The 15,728-nt window shown below is 42.1% G+C and carries 13 protein-coding genes; 11 read left to right on the forward strand and 2 right to left on the reverse strand.

The features are described from left to right. Positions 1-30: 30 nt before the first annotated feature. The 7 genes from NYE23_RS00210 (at position 31) to murC (ending at position 9,156) form a co-directional block, all read left to right on the forward strand. Positions 31-543 (forward strand): hypothetical protein, encoded by a 513-nt coding sequence (locus NYE23_RS00210; protein ID WP_341074686.1) that lies wholly within the window; start codon positions 31-33, stop codon positions 541-543. A gap of 326 nt (positions 544-869) precedes the next feature. Beyond that, positions 870-1,892, forward strand: a complete 1,023-nt coding sequence (locus NYE23_RS00215) for a PTS transporter subunit IIC (protein ID WP_341074688.1) — start codon at positions 870-872, stop codon at positions 1,890-1,892. Further along, on the forward strand, positions 1,889-2,206 hold the full coding sequence (locus NYE23_RS00220) for a thioredoxin family protein (protein WP_341074690.1): 318 nt from the start codon (positions 1,889-1,891) through the stop codon (positions 2,204-2,206). The genes NYE23_RS00215 and NYE23_RS00220 overlap by 4 nt, the downstream gene beginning before the upstream one ends. 184 nt (positions 2,207-2,390) lie before the next feature. Beyond that, the gene (locus NYE23_RS00225) at positions 2,391-3,191 is read left to right on the forward strand and encodes a DUF1444 domain-containing protein (RefSeq protein ID WP_341074693.1); all 801 of its coding nucleotides are present in this window, start codon (positions 2,391-2,393) and stop codon (positions 3,189-3,191) included. Between the two features lie 349 nt (positions 3,192-3,540). Next, complete coding sequence (locus tag NYE23_RS00230) at positions 3,541-6,384, forward strand: DNA translocase FtsK (protein WP_341074696.1); 2,844 nt, start codon at positions 3,541-3,543, stop codon at positions 6,382-6,384. Positions 6,385-6,547: 163 nt separating this feature from the next. Further along, entirely contained in the window at positions 6,548-7,645 is a 1,098-nt protein-coding gene (locus tag NYE23_RS00235) for a nicotinate phosphoribosyltransferase (protein WP_341074699.1), read from the forward strand. 215 nt (positions 7,646-7,860) lie between these two features. Next, complete coding sequence (gene murC, locus NYE23_RS00240) at positions 7,861-9,156, forward strand: UDP-N-acetylmuramate--L-alanine ligase (protein WP_048010834.1); 1,296 nt, start codon at positions 7,861-7,863, stop codon at positions 9,154-9,156. Between the two features lie 59 nt (positions 9,157-9,215). Here the strand turns inward: murC and NYE23_RS00245 are convergent, their stop codons facing one another. Then, on the reverse strand, positions 9,216-10,331 hold the full coding sequence (locus NYE23_RS00245) for an aminopeptidase (RefSeq protein ID WP_341074702.1): 1,116 nt from the start codon (positions 10,329-10,331) through the stop codon (positions 9,216-9,218). Between the two features lie 227 nt (positions 10,332-10,558). Between NYE23_RS00245 and NYE23_RS00250 the strand changes: the two genes are divergently transcribed. From NYE23_RS00250 to ytxJ, 3 genes are all read left to right on the forward strand, one after another. Further along, positions 10,559-11,044, forward strand: coding sequence for a DUF948 domain-containing protein (locus tag NYE23_RS00250; RefSeq protein ID WP_035330351.1), 486 nt, complete (start codon positions 10,559-10,561; stop codon positions 11,042-11,044). Between the two features lie 22 nt (positions 11,045-11,066). Beyond that, positions 11,067-11,570 (forward strand): YtxH domain-containing protein, encoded by a 504-nt coding sequence (locus NYE23_RS00255; RefSeq protein ID WP_341074704.1) that lies wholly within the window; start codon positions 11,067-11,069, stop codon positions 11,568-11,570. Positions 11,571-11,672: 102 nt separating this feature from the next. Then, positions 11,673-12,002, forward strand: a complete 330-nt coding sequence (gene ytxJ, locus NYE23_RS00260; protein WP_341074706.1) for a bacillithiol system redox-active protein YtxJ — start codon at positions 11,673-11,675, stop codon at positions 12,000-12,002. Positions 12,003-12,032: 30 nt separating this feature from the next. Here ytxJ and pilM read toward each other — a convergent pair whose 3' ends face one another. Next, positions 12,033-14,210 carry a pilus assembly protein PilM gene (gene pilM, locus NYE23_RS00265; protein ID WP_341074709.1) on the reverse strand — a complete coding sequence of 726 codons (2,178 nt, stop codon included), beginning with the start codon at positions 14,208-14,210 and terminating at the stop codon, positions 12,033-12,035. A gap of 274 nt (positions 14,211-14,484) precedes the next feature. Between pilM and NYE23_RS00270 the strand changes: the two genes are divergently transcribed. Continuing rightward, positions 14,485-15,561: a bifunctional 3-deoxy-7-phosphoheptulonate synthase/chorismate mutase gene (locus NYE23_RS00270; RefSeq protein WP_341074712.1), complete on the forward strand. Its 1,077-nt coding sequence runs from the start codon at positions 14,485-14,487 to the stop codon at positions 15,559-15,561. The last annotated feature ends 167 nt before the right edge of the window (positions 15,562-15,728 follow it).

Raw genomic sequence — 15,728 nt, forward strand, 5'->3', positions numbered from 1 at the left:
TGAGAATCCTTGCAAGGAGGGGACAATAGAATGAGTAAAAGATTCACCGCAGCCTTGCTCTTATTTATTTCATTTATACTGCTAAGTGCCTGTTCAGCATCGTTGGAAGAAGAGCAAACCGCCGCAAAGAATGCTGCAGAGGAAGCATTTAACCAATCACCTGAAAAGACAAATCATAAGTTTGAAGATATAGAATATTATTTGCCTTTCGGCTACGAAGTAGAAGAGGAAAGCCCAAATAACATCATTTTAAAAAATGGCTCGAAACGATATATCCTTTTTTACAATCAGCATGAAGGCTCGGACAGCAAGATCGTTTATGATGCTACCTTAAAGCAGAAAGATGAATTTGAAGTTAAAGAGACGTTTACAAAAGATGGACATAATGGCTTCCTATTAATCAACAGCGGAAAAAGAGACGAACATGAAATGGTCGTCGGGATTGGCGGCGTAAAATTATCAACGCAGGCTAAAACCAGAAACTTATCCTCTGACGCCGCTGCGATGATGGAAATAGCTAATTCTGTTCAAATGAATAACTAAAGCGAGGGGCGCTGCCCTTCGTTTTTTGTTTTGCCTTTATAAGCAGCTGAATTTTCTATTGGTATAATAGAAAGCTCCTATTAAAAGAACAATAAGAATACAGAAGATTTTATATTACAAGTGTCTTTACATATGTTATCTTATAAAGTGAAACTTCAATCAGTGGGGAATGCTTCTCTCCCCACTGATTGTTAGTTGAACCAATCGGGCCTTTACGGGCAGTTTGCCCCCACTTATCCCTCTTTGATTCCTCTGAGTCTTGAAGTGGGGGTCTTACTGCCCGTTAGACTGCGATAAATGCAGAACTTTTACATAGGGGGAAAACAATGAGAGCTTTTCTGGATAGAAAAGGGGTTACCCTTTCAGCTAAAGTTTATTTTATAGATGCCCTGAGCAGCATGGCGCTGGGATTGTTTGCTTCGCTGATCATCGGGCTGATTATCAAGACAATTGGCGAACAGACTGATATCAAATATTTGCAGGATATGGGTATTCTTGCTATGGGGCTGATGGGCCCTGCTATTGGAGTGGCAGTTGCATACGGATTGAATGCTCCGCCGCTGGTTGTCTTTTCAGCCATTGCAAGCGGGGCTGCAGGTGCGGCTCTTGGGGGTCCGGCAGGGAGCTTTGCTGCAGCCCTTATTTCCACAGAACTTGGAAAATTGGTCAGTAAGGAAACAAAAGTGGATATCATTGTAACACCGCTTGTAACCATTGCATCGGGTTATGTCGTATCAACATTTATTGGTCCCGGAATTGATTTTGGAATGAAAAGCTTTGGCAGCCTGATCATGTGGGGAACCGAGCAAAGGCCGATCCTCATGGGGATCATTGTGGCGGTATTAATGGGACTTGCCTTGACGGCTCCCATCTCTTCAGCTGCCATTGCGCTTATGCTTGATCTGCACGGAGTTGCAGCAGGAGCTGCCACGATTGGCTGTGCAGCACAAATGGTCGGCTTCGCTGTGAGCAGCTACAGGGAAAATAAAATGGGCGGTTTAATTGCGATAGGAATTGGAACATCCATGTTGCAGGTGCCTAATATTATTAGAAACCCGCGCATCCTTATTCCGCCTACAATCGCAGGGGCTATACTCGCGCCGTTTGGCACGACCATCTGGCTAATGGAAAACAATGCTGCAGGGGCAGGGATGGGTACAAGCGGGCTTGTTGGCCAGATTATGACTTTTACCACGATGGGCTTTGGCCCGGACGTTTGGATGAAGGTCATCGTCTTGCATATTATTGGACCCGCTCTCATCAGCCTGATATTATCTGAATATATGAGGAAAAAAGGCTGGATCCAATATGGAGACATGCATATCAGCACAGGGGGCGTAAGAAAATGAAAAAATTGGAATCAATGGAGCAATTTGACGAGATGCGCAGCAGCGGGAAACACATTTTCATGTTTTCAGCAGACTGGTGTCCTGATTGCCGGGTGATTGAACCGGTATTGCCTGAAATTGAAGCAAAATATAGTGATTATAATTTTATTTATGTAGACCGCGATCAATTCATTGATCTTTGCATTGAGCTTGATGTCTTTGGCATTCCGAGCTTCATTGGATACAGGGACGGCCAGGAGCTAGGCCGCTTTGTCAGTAAAGACCGCAAAACACAGGAAGAAATCGAGAACTTTATTCAGACTCTGGAAAACTAGGCCTGTGTTCATTTAGTGTTCATATCTCTGCTTTGATAACTGTCTAGCGCAAGCAGCCTACCCCCAGAGGCATCGGGGGTGGGCAGGCTTCCGCTTTTAGACCCTCCTGCATCTCCTTTGAGCAGGAGGGTTTATTAGTGTAAAATGAATTCTGAAATGAATCCCCATAAGGAGGGGCTTATATATGAAAATGGATAGCAAAAAAATGAAAAATGAATTGGAGCAGCGTTTAGCAAAAGAAAATCGGACTTTTTCTTTTGACAGGGAAAAAGACCAGCTCAGAATTGAAAATAGAGACACTGGAAAAGGAATTACCATCACTCTTCCGGGCATAATTGCAAAATGGCAGGAGCAAAAGGAGAAAGCAATTGACGAGGTCGTATATTATGTCGAGGAAGGATTAGAAGCAATGGCGGAGGATGCCCATTTATCCGGGCATGAAAGAAACATTTTTCCGGTCATCCGATCAGCCTCTTTTCCGGGTGAATCTCAGGAAGGCGTTCCTTTTCTGACTGATGAACACACGGCTGAAACCCGGATTTATTATGCCCTCGACCTCGGTAAAACGTATTGCCTTATTGATGCACAGCTAATGGAAAAAGAGGGCTGGGATCCGGAAAGAATTAAAGAAACTGCTCTATTTAATGTAAGATCTCTCTCGACAGATATGAAATCGGATACTGTAGCAGGAAATACTTTCTATTTCTTAAATAAGAATGATGGATATGATGCAAGCAGGATACTGAATGATTCGTTCATCAAAGAAATGAGCAGAAAAGCAGAAGGAACCATGGCAGTGGCAGTGCCGCATCAGGATGTACTAATTATTGCAGATATTAAAAATGAAACAGGCTATGATGTTCTCGCCCAGATGACTATGAGTTTCTTTGCGAGCGGCAGAGTGCCCATCACTTCCCTTTCATTTCTATACGAAAATGAAGAGTTTGAACCAATATTTATTTTGGGTAAGAATAAAAAGAAATAGCTTTTTAGGGTCACAGCAATGTGGTCCTTTTTTTGTTAACCGTTCTGACCCATTCTGAAAAAAGGGAAATAAACCCCCAGGAGTGATTATTTGTTTTCGAATTATATAACAATCAATTATTTCTATTAAAAAGTAAAACAGTACTATGAAAAAAGTCAGATGTCTGTACAAATGAATGTTTTAACTGCTCTGAGTCGAAAGTATGTCTGCAGCCTTTGGTTTGTTTGTAAATTTACCCATTCTGCCTTTAAAAGGACTCATTCTCGGATTTCTTATTCAAAATCTGTGAATAACTGCTAAAATAATATAGATAGGCTAACAAAGTTTTTGATAGAAAGAGTTGATATAAATGAGCTGGATTAAGAAGCTGTTCCATATGTTTAAAGATAATGATGAAGAATATGAGGAATTTGAAGATCATGCGGATGAGCGATACCAAGAGAAACAGCGTGCTTCTCAAAATACAAAAGAAAGTTCAAGAGATGTAGATGCTAAAGTAGTTTATCAATACCCTAAGGGCCAATTCCGTTTTCCGGTCATACCTGACCATGAAGCAGCACGGGAAAATAAAAGGCAGCAAAAACAGGATCATACCCGAGGGCAGACCGTTAAAGAAACACCTGAAAAACGGCAGCCAAGGGTAAGAGAAACGGAGCGGCAGAGAAAACCAGCAGATTCCCCATTCCCTGAAAAAAGGGTGCCCCGTTCCGCAGAAAGGGAGCGGCAAAGAAAGACTGCGCCGCCACCTGCAAGTGAAGAAAAAGTACTGACCCGCAACGAAAGAGAAGCAGCCAATAAGAAAAGGCCTTTCCAGCCAACAGAAATTCCATCACCGATATATGGATTTAAGAGACCAGGTTCAAACACTCCGAAGGATCAATCAGAGAAGGAGCAGGAAAATAACCGCAGGGAACTTACATACGATGAGGTTATGCGCAAAATTCAGCAGACTCCTCCTAATCGGCCGAAGATGACTGCGGCTGATCCATTAAAAGATAGAGAAACCGTCCTTTCCGATAAGCTGGAAGCTTTCCAGGGACAGTCTGCTGCACTGGAAACAGAGGAACCGGCAGCAAAAAAATATAAAATAGGTGAAGCATCTGAATTAATGTTTGAAGTTCCGGAGGAAAACCAAGAAAAAGAAACTTATGAAGTGGAAAAAAATGCAGCATGGCAGGATGAGCTGGGACCTGACAGCCATCCTGGTTCTTCCAAATCAGCCGGCAATGAGTTTTCAAACCATGCAGAGAGCATTGATCATGAAAAAAAATCTGAAGTCAGCAGATCACTCGCAAATATGATTGAAGAGGCTCTTCATGAAGAAGAAACAGAAGAAGAAGCAGGAGAATGCACAGAAGACAAAGCAGAACTTTCCGGACAGGATGATTTGAATTCTTATGCGATCCCTGAGCCAGAGGCTGAAGAGGTCCCAGAAGAAAGTCAATTAGTTCAGGAAATAAACATAGAATCAGAGAATGAAGATGGGTCAAATCCAGTGCAGGAAAAAAAAATTCAAGAAGAAAAGCCTGCTTCCAGAGGGTCAATCCCATTCAATGTCATTATGCTGAACAATGACAGAAAAAAAATGAACCAGCAGGGGAAAGTATCAAAGCCGGCAGATGAAAAAAAAAATAATATCGCGATGTTCCCATCTGAAAGCATCCAGCAGTCCGCTGCTTCAGCAGAAAGGATTGAAGATTATTCGCCTTCACCGGAATCGGACAGAATGAAGGAACAGCAGATATATCCGGCGGAAGATGACATTTCGTATTACCAATTTCCTTCCCGGACATTACTGACACCGCCGGTAATCATGGATGAAGCATCTGATTGGCTTTACGAACAGGAACAGATGTTAAACTCTACGCTTCAGAATTTCAATGTCAGGGCCAGAGTAGTCAATGTTACGCAAGGACCTTCTGTCACAAGATTTGAAGTGCAGCCTGAACCGGGGGTCAAGGTGAATAAAATCACGAATCTCTCGGATGATATAAAGCTTAGTCTGGCAGCAAGGGATATTAGGATCGAGGCTCCAATACCAGGAAAGCATACAATCGGAATTGAGGTTCCAAACCAGAGCAGCCGTCCGGTATTTATCAGTGAAATCATAAATACACCGGAGTTCCAGAATGGCAGTTCCCCATTGACGGCGGTGCTTGGACTGGATATCTCAGGAAAGCCGATTGTGACGGATTTAAGGAAAATGCCGCACGGTTTAATTGCCGGTGCAACGGGATCAGGGAAGAGCGTCTGTATCAACACCATCCTGGTAAGCCTTTTGTATAAGGCGAGTCCGGATGAATTGAAGCTTCTTCTGATTGACCCGAAAATGGTCGAACTTGCACCATATAATCGAATTCCTCATTTAGTCAGCCCGGTTATTACCGATGTAAAAGCAGCAACAGCTGCCTTGAAGTGGGCTGTAGAGGAGATGGAGCGCAGATATGAATTATTTGCCCATGCCGGTGTGCGGGATATCAACCGTTTTAATGAGCTGGCTGAAGAGCATCAGCAATATTCAGAGAAGCTTCCATTTATGGTCATTGTGATTGATGAGCTGGCAGACCTGATGATGATGGCGCCGGCCGATGTGGAAGAAGCCATTTGCCGGATAGCACAGAAAGCCCGTGCATGCGGAATGCATCTGATTATCGCAACCCAGCGGCCTTCCGTAGATGTTATTACCGGCTTAATCAAAGCGAATGTACCAACAAGGATTGCATTCTCCGTGTCATCCCAAATTGATTCAAGAACAATCATCGATATAAGCGGAGCGGAAAAGCTCCTGGGCCGGGGAGATATGCTTTTCCTTGAAAATGGATCCTCAAAGCCGGTTAGGCTCCAGGGGACATTTGTTTCAGACAAAGAAATTGATGATGTCGTAGCCCATGTACGCAGGGAGCAAGAACCTGATTACTTATTTGAGCAGGAAGAACTTCTGAAAAAAGCCCAGGCCATTGAAGAAGAGGATGAACTGTTTTTTGAAGCTTGCGAGTTTGTTGTTGATCAGGGATCTGCTTCCACTTCAAGTCTGCAAAGAAGATTTAAAATAGGCTATAATAGGGCAGCCAGGCTGATTGATATGATGGAAAAACAAGGGTTTATTTCAGAAAATAGAGGAAGCAAACCAAGGGATGTCCTTATTACTGTTGCTGATCTTGAATCCATACAAGACACTAGTACATTAAATTAATCCATGGTATTCTTTACTTGCATGTTTAAAATAATATGAATAACTACTACGATAACGAAGAAAGCATTCATAAGCTGGCGTCCTGCCGGCTTAAAGGCCTGCTCCTTGCAACGCCAAGTCTGCAGGCAAACCTGCTTTCTTTCATGTTTGTAAGGAGCTTGGGATGAAGGAAATTGAAATGAAGGTTAAGGGAGAAATAAAGCGTTTGACAAACCAGACTTTTAAATTTGATGAACGTGTAAGAGATGGCTGGTTTTCAGCGGTTTACTTCCTAAAGACCAGAGAAATTGTTAAGAAATATCACGTGGATAAAATAGTAACCATGCAGTTTTTTCAAAAGAGTCATGCCGTTCTATGCGGGACGGATGAAGTCATTGCGCTATTAAAAACATTTGCGGACCGTCCGGATGATCTGGAAATCCATTCATTAAAAGATGGTGACAAGATTTCACCTTTTGAAACAGTATTGACCATAACAGGAAGATATCAGGATTTCGGCTATCTCGAAGGGATCATTGACGGCATATTGGCCAGAAGAACTTCTGTTGCCACAAATGTCTATAATGTGGTAAAAGCAGCAGGAATCTCCGGTGTTCAAAAACAGGTCATATTCATGGGGGATCGGGATGATCATTATACCACCCAGGCGGGTGATGGATATGCAGCCTATATTGGGGGTGCAACAGCCCAGGCTACACATGCGATGAACGAATGGTGGGGCAAAAAGGGCATGGGGACAATGCCGCATGCGCTGATTCAAATGTTTGAGGGAGATATCGTCGCGGCTGCCGAAGCTTATCAGGAGACGTTTCCTGAAGACGATTTAGTTGCTCTGGTAGATTATAACAATGATGCAATCACTGACTCACTGAAAGTCGCAAGGGCTTTTGGCGATGAACTTAAAGGTGTTCGGGTTGACACATCAAGGACAATGATTGATCAATATTTCTTAAGAAACCAGCATGTCCTGGGAACGTTTGACCCGCGCGGAGTCAATGCTGAACTAATATTTGCCTTAAGAAAAGCGCTTGATGATGAAGGCTTCGGCCATGTGAAGATTGTGGTGAGCGGAGGTTTCACCGAATCCCGAATCCGAGATTTTGAAGAAAAGGGTGTTCCAGTTGATACTTATGGTGTGGGAAGCAGCCTTCTTAAGATCACCACTGGGTTTACGGGAGATAATGTGATGATAGACGGCAAGCACGCAGCCAAGGCAGGACGCCGTTACCGCCCCAACCCCCGCCTTGAAAAGGTTGATTAACAGAGCAATGGAATAAATAGCTGGCAATACGTTACATAGTTTTTAAAATTGATTAATGATATAATGATTCAATACATTAAAGTGTAATAATATAAATGACAGCGGAATAGCTTAGCAGCACAGTCATGGAAGCAAGTCTCCTAAGGGGATATGCGCAAAACTAGATATATGTCATATACTGTTTTACAGTTATACGATGGTTGGAGGTTCTTTATATGACTATTTACCATTTCGTAGGTATTAAGGGGTCCGGAATGAGTGCATTGGCACAAGTTCTGCATGATATGAACTATCAGGTTCAAGGCTCCGATTTTGAGAAACACTTTTTTACGCAGGTGGCACTTGAAAAATCCGGAATAAAAATCCTTCCCTTTCAAAAGGAAAATATACAGCCGGGCATGACGGTAATCGCCGGGAATGCATATCCGGACACGCATGAAGAGATTGAGGAAGCAATGAAGCTTGGCTTGCCTGTTGTGCGCTATCACCGCTTCTTAGGTGATTTTATGAAGAACTTTACAAGCATTGCAGTGACAGGAGCACATGGAAAAACATCCACTACAGGCTTGCTTGCACATGTTATGAGAGGTGCAAAACCAACTTCATTCCTTATTGGAGACGGTACGGGCAAAGGGGACGAAGAAGCTGAGTATTTTGTTTTTGAAGCTTGCGAATACAGAAGACACTTCCTTTCTTACTACCCGGATTATGCGATAATGACGAACATCGATTTCGACCACCCTGACTACTTTGCCAATGTTGAAGATGTTTTCTCTGCTTTTCAGGAGATGTCTTGGCAAGTGAATAAGGGCATTTTTGCATGCGGTGATGACGAACAGCTGCAAAAAATACAGGCTAAAGTGCCTGTAGTATTTTACGGTTTCGGAGAAGAAAATGATTTCCAGGCACGCAATGTTGTAAAGACAACTGAAGGGACAACATTTGACGTTTTTGTCCGCAATACCTTCTATGAGACGTTCTCAATTGCTGCCTATGGAGATCATAACGTCTTGAACTCTTTAGCTGTCATCGCTTTATGTCACTATGAAGAGATCGATGCGAAGATTGTTCAGGAACAGCTTCTTTCCTTTGAAGGGGTGAAAAGAAGATTTTCCGAGAAGAAAGTGGGCTCTCAGGTAATTATTGATGATTATGCCCACCATCCGACAGAAATTAAGGCAACTGTAGAAGCTGCCAGACAAAAGTATCCTGAAAAGGAAGTTGTCGCCGTTTTCCAGCCTCATACATTTACGAGGACTCAGGCATTTCTTGAGGATTTTGCATCAAGCCTCAATTTGGCTGACAAAGTTTATCTATGTGAAATCTTTGGCTCTGCCCGGGAAAACCATGGAAAACTCACTATTAATGATTTAAAGGATAAAATTCCTAATGCACAAATTTTAAATGAAGAAGAAACGGCTATCCTAAGAAATCATGAAGAAAGCGTAATTATGTTCATGGGTGCTGGAGATATCCAAAAATTCCAGCAGGCATACGAAAACCAAATATAATTCATAAAAAAGGATGCTCCGCTCAGGAAGCATCCTTTTTTACTTTAGACTTGCAGCTCCTATTTTAAATTCTCTGGATTTAACGCTTCCAGTTCAGCAATGACGAATCGTCCGTCTTTACGGATTAATACATCATCAAAGTAGATTTCGCCTCCGCCATAGTCAGGACGCTGGATGTTGACCATATCCCAGTGGATATTAGATTTATTGCCATTATACGCTTCGTCATAGCATTGTCCCGGTGTAAAGTGGAAGCTTCCGTCAATTTTCTCATCGAACAGAATATCCTGCATCGGATGAAGAATGTATGGATTAACTCCGATGGCGAATTCACCAACATAGCGTGCACCCTCATCCGTATCAAAGATTTTATTGATGCGTTCGCTGTCATTGGCTTCTGCTTCAACAATTTTACCGTCTTTAAATGTCAGCTTAACATTCTCGAATGTAAAACCATGGTATGGGGAAGGTGTGTTATAAGTGATAACACCGTTCACAGACTCACGTACAGGGGCAGTATAAACCTCTCCATCAGGAATATTCATCTGGCCGGAGCATTTGATTGCCGGAATATCCTTAATCGAGAAGGACAGATCTGTACCAGGGCCGGTGATTCTGACTTTATCGGTTTTATTCATTAATTCCACCAGGCTGTCCATCGCTTTATCCATCTTGCCGTAATCCAAATTGCAGACATCAAAGTAGAAATCTTCAAATGCCTCTGTGCTCATTTTAGCAAGCTGGGCCATGGAAGCATTTGGATAGCGCAGGACTACCCACTTCGTTTTTGGCACGCGGATTTCTCTATGTACCTTTTGTCCAATTGTTGAACCATGAATTTTCATTTTTTCATCCGGCACATCAGCCTGCTCATTGATGTTGTCTCCGGAGCGCAGTCCTATGTATGCATCCATTTTGCTCATAACATTTGCTTCAAATTCAGCCATCATATTAAATTGCTCTTCTTGTGCTCCTAAAAGCAGGGAACGATCAACCTGATGATCTTTTAAGGAAACAAACGGGTATCCTCCAGCTGCATATGCTTCCTTAACCAGCGCGGTCACCAATTCCTTCTGCAGTCCAAAATTTTCAATAAGGATTTTTTCGCCTTTCTGAAGACGGACTGAATAGTTAATCAAATTTTTTGCGAGTTTTTCAATACGGGGATCTTTCATGGATAGATACCTCCATTAAATTTATTTTTCCGACAACTATTATTGTACCCGAAATGAATGGTTTTGTTTAACCTTTTCCAATTATGCTAATATTTACTTTAACTAATGAAAATACCCGTCTGAGAAGGAATTTGGACTTTACAAGTTGAATCTATTAATGTACTCCTGGTTTAGAGGCAGTGCATCTGGGTAAAAAGTTAGTATACAGACAACCGGAGGTGTAGGAATTGGAAATAATTTTATACTTAAGTGTAGCAGTCATTGCTATAGCATTCCTTGTTTTGGTCATTTATTTGGCAAAAACCTTAAAATCCTTGCAAGGGACATTAGATAACGTATCACACACATTGGCAGGTCTTGAAAGGCAATTAGATGGTGTCACGAAGGAAACAACAGTCCTGCTGCACAAAACAAATTCACTTGCAACAGATATTCAGCAGAAGTCTGAAAACCTGAACAGTGTCGTAACTGCGGTAAAAGAAGTTGGTGACTCTGTCCGCAAATTTAATGGATCCATTCAGAAAATCACATCTTCTGTTAACACACAGCTTGAACAGAATAAAGATAAAATCTCACAGGTGGTTCAGTGGAGCAATGTTCTCCTTGAAATCAAGGATAAGTGGAAAATGAGAAAAGAAGACCCTTATCAGTACAATGTAGGCGAGAAACAAATGCTTCCGCCCGAACGCCAGAGAGAAAGAGCAAGATACTAGAATTAAAGGAGGAAAAAAGAGAATGAATAGCCAAGACCGTACTCAATTTGATTCAAACCAGGCAAAAACAGAGGAAAATATCAATACGAAAGATTTTATGATTGGTGCACTTATAGGAGGAATGGTTGGCGCAGCTACTGCTTTATTCCTGGCCCCAAAATCAGGAAAAGAGCTTCAGAATGATTTAAGTGAAAAAGCGGCCATCTTAAAAGAAAAATCAGGACAGTACCGCGAAACAGCTATGACAAAAGGCACTGAACTGGCTACTGCTGCTAAAGAGAAAACAAATGTGCTAACTCAAACAGTGACCAAGCAATCCAATGAGCTTGTAAATAAAGTGAAAAATTTAAAAGACTATCAAAATGGACAAGCTTCTGCAAACGGCACAGCCGAAGAAGAGGGAGAGGCTATTAATAACGAAACATTCCAGACTGAAGGAAACGCGCCAGTCAATGATGCGGAAATCCAAATGAAGCTGGAAGAAACGAAAAAAGCTTTTGACGAAACCGAGCAAAAGTATAATTAATATTATTTGTTTAAACAACGGTGGAGTGGTACGATTACTTCACCGTTGTTTAAATTTTATAGAGCGAGGCTTTGCCTGGCTTAGTTGGGGAGGCAAGAAAAAATGAAAAAATTTGATAGTCATGAAGCATTTGATCAAGCAGTAGAATCAGGCGGGCAGCTGCTGGTTTTAAAACACAGTTCCACATGCCCGGTGAGCGGAGCGGCATATGAAGAATATGAAAGCTTTGTAAAAGAGCATAAAGATGTAAATGCTTATTACTTAGTTGTTCAGGAGGATCGCCCTTTGTCCAATCACATTGCAGAAGCTTCTCATATCAAACATGAGTCGCCTCAGGCAATTCTGTTTAAGAATGGAGATGTGGTATGGCATGCATCACATTGGAAGATTACATATGACTCTCTTTTGAATGCAGTCAAGGAAAATAGATAAAACCCATCCAATCGGATGGGTTTTTAATTTCTAGCTATATTTAATAGTTGAATGCTTATTATTTATGGCAGGCCACACAATTTTGAGGTGATCACCAGGCTCTACTGATTCATGAAAAGATGTTTTTTCCCCATTTTTCAAAAGTACGAAGCCTCCGGAAGAGGAAGCAGGCATATCAACATTAACATGGCTGAAAATATCCTGGAAAATAAAGGGAGACCTTGGTTTTTTCAGGATTGTAATCGCATCTCCAGCAGAAATCACGTCATCTTCGGTGAGGATAGCTCCTTCTCTCTGAAATTCAAGTATGCCACGGGACAGTTCTATTTTCTTGCCGTTAAAAATGACCGGGATGCTCTCCTGAAGTTCCAGCTGCTTAATATCTGCTAATTCCTTTACGGTCAGAGTGCTTCTATTTTCAATTCGAAGATTGTCACCATTATCTATTATGCTGTGGCAATTCACCTCAAGGCCGTTTTTATAAATCTTTCCGGAATGGCGCGGGAGAAAAGTCTCTTTTCCGTTAATGCTGATTCGATAAGGCTTCAGCTCGTTTAATAAATTATTTAGATTTAAAATTGTTAAGATTTCTTCAGCTGTTTCCGGAACCTTGCACTCTACTGTATCCCGATCAGCAAGAATCTGCTCGAGCGATGCAGCTGTTTGATTACAAGTAATGGCAGGATGAATTGTGTACTGCTTTCCGTTAATAGTAATAGATTTTTCCGGAACTTCATCAATTAAATCCTTTATGCAAACTTCAGCAGGCAATCCGTCATGCCCTTTTGAAACCGTTATGATATCCCCGGATTTGATTTCTTCATCCAAAGCACTTGGGAGGCTGTTGCGTGTAATGACAGGAGCTTCTCCATGGCTTCCCGGGATCGTAATGTTTTGCCCATTTAAATTGATAATCATGGCAAGTCCGGGCTTTCCGTAAAGCTTATTCATTTTAATGCCTGCTGAGAGCAGACAATCCCCGACTGTCAGGTTTTTCACCTCAAATAGCCGCACAGGCTGATCGTTGACGTAAACAGTACAATATTGGACCGGCGCTTTTTTAGCGGCAATTGCGATTCCTATTGGGGTGACTAACTCAGGGCCGCGGTCTGTATTATCCGGTAAATTTAGGCCGCTGATAGCATCAATCCCCCTAATTGCAACTCTGTTTGCCGGAAGAGCCAATCTATTCGTTATCCTTTCAGGAAGTCCTGGTGTTAAGCTCCCGCCGCCTGCAAGCATGACGGCTTTTGGAGGCCTGTTGTTCAGCCGCAATATTTCCTCGCAGATGGAATTTGTCAAACGTTCAAGCGCTGGAGAGATTTTTTTAATTGTCTCTTCCCTGCTGATTTCTGATTGGAAGCCGAGAATATCCGTGACAGTAATCGTATCGGATACATGCAAGTCTCTTTTTGCCTTTTCGGCTAGAGGGAAGTCCAGCAGAAGCTGGTCACTGATGGCTTCGGTGATCTCGTCCCCTGCTACAGGCACCATTCCAAATGCAGTAACTGTGCCCAAATCTGTTATGGCAATATCGGATGTTCCGGCACCGATATCAACAAGTGCCACATTCAGCCTTCTCATTGAAGGAGGGATAAGGACATTAATAGCTGCGATTGGCTCCAATGTTAAAGCTTCCATTTCCAGGCCAGCTCTTTGAAGAGCTGAGATGAGTGACTCCACCACAACTTTGGGCAGGAAGGTAGCAATGATTTCGACAGATGCCTCATCCCCCTGCTGATCAATCAGGCTTCCGATTTCTTCACCATCAAGGCGGTAGTATAAAACCGAATATCCCACACAATAGTAATAATAGCTTTTTTCAGTTGCCTGCTTCTCTGCAGCGATTGCCTGCGCCTGCTGAACTGCACTTAATTCAAGGTGAAGTATATCCTGCTTTTTCATCATCGGTTTTCCTTTAATGGTGATCGATGTTTTAGATCTTTCCGTTTTTAAAGCCCTGCCTGCCGCTGCTACACAAACTTTATTTAATGGGCCGTGTTTCACTTCAAGATCATCCCTGATTTCTGCTATAATTCTTGAAACAGCCGGAACATCATGGATCTGGCCGTCGAGCATGGCCCTCTCTGCATGCTCCCTAATAACAATGTCTTTCACATGGTATTGGCCGCCGTCTTCTTCCAGAATAATTCCGACAACCGTGCGAGTGCCGATATCCAGTGCAAAAAGCTTTTTTTGTTCGTCCAAAGCAATACACCTTCTTTTTAATTGTCATAGCATGCTTAACTATGCCTTTAAACCGCTTTACTACTTAAAAGCGTTTAATTAATAAAGAAATTTTTCGTGACATGTCTGAATAATTCATATATAATAACCCTAATTATAAAAAATGTATCACATATCCAGGGGCCGTAAAAGAGAAAGATGGAAATGTTTAACGGTGTACGCATTACACGCGTCCTGTGCATAAATCCTGAAACCAACACGGCTTAAATTTAGATTCGAAAGGATGGGACAGGAAATGAGCAATAATGAACTAGATAAACTTCGTGATCGAGTGGATGAACTGAATCTTCAGCTTTTATCTTTGATCAATGAAAGAGCAGAACTTGTTCAAGAAATCGGAAGAGTAAAGGAAACACAAGGGGTTTATCGTTATGATCCTGTCCGTGAACGCAAAATGCTGGATTTGATAAAAGAGCATAATGACGGTCCATTTGAAAATTCAACAATTGAGCATATGTTCAAGGAAATTTTTAAAGCAGGCCTGGAACTTCAAAAAGATGATCATAGAAAAGCGCTTCTTGTCTCACGCAAAAAGAAGCCTGAAAACACAATTGTAGACTTAAAAGGTGAAAAAGTAGGAGATGGCAATCCTCATCTTGTTTTTGGCCCATGTGCAGTTGAATCTTATGAGCAGGTAGCAACTGTTGCTGAAGCTGTAAAAGCGAAAGGGCTTAAGCTTCTTCGCGGAGGAGCATATAAACCAAGAACATCGCCATATGATTTTCAGGGTCTTGGACTTGAAGGCCTGAAGATTTTAAAAAGAGTGGCAGATGAATACGATCTTGCAGTAATTTCTGAAATTGTAAGCCCTAATGATATTGAAACAGCTGTAAATTATATTGATGTCATTCAAATCGGTGCAAGAAACATGCAAAACTTCGAGCTATTAAAAGCAGCGGGTGCTGTAAATAAGCCAGTTCTTTTAAAGCGCGGCATTGCAGCTACAATTGAAGAATTCATTAATGCTGCGGAATACATCATGTCCCAGGGGAATGGTCAGATCATCTTGTGTGAGCGGGGAATCCGTACCTACGAACGGGCAACACGCAATACACTTGATATTTCGGCTGTGCCAATCCTTAAGCAGGAAACACATTTGCCTGTACTTGTTGACGTTACACATTCAACAGGCCGCAGAGATTTGCTTCTTCCGGCAGCAAAAGCAGCGCTGGCAATCGGCGCAGATGGCGTAATGGCAGAGGTTCATCCTGACCCGGCTGTTGCCCTTTCAGATTCAGCACAGCAAATGGATTTAAATCAATTTGACCATTTTATGTCTGAACTGCAATCTTCAGCATTGCTGAGAGTGTGACCATCGGAATAAAAGCGGTTCGCGCATGCTGATTCTGCATCAATGGAACTATTCAAAATATGGAGAGCCTTCTGCTAATAGCAGAAGGCTCTTTTTCACTTGTAAAATGAAATTTTAAGTTTTTTACAGAAATATATGCCTTGACATTGCGGCAATTCCTGGACTGT

The sequence above is a fragment of the Cytobacillus sp. FSL H8-0458 genome (genome assembly GCF_038002165.1).
Taxonomy (GTDB): domain Bacteria; phylum Bacillota; class Bacilli; order Bacillales; family Cytobacillaceae; genus Cytobacillus.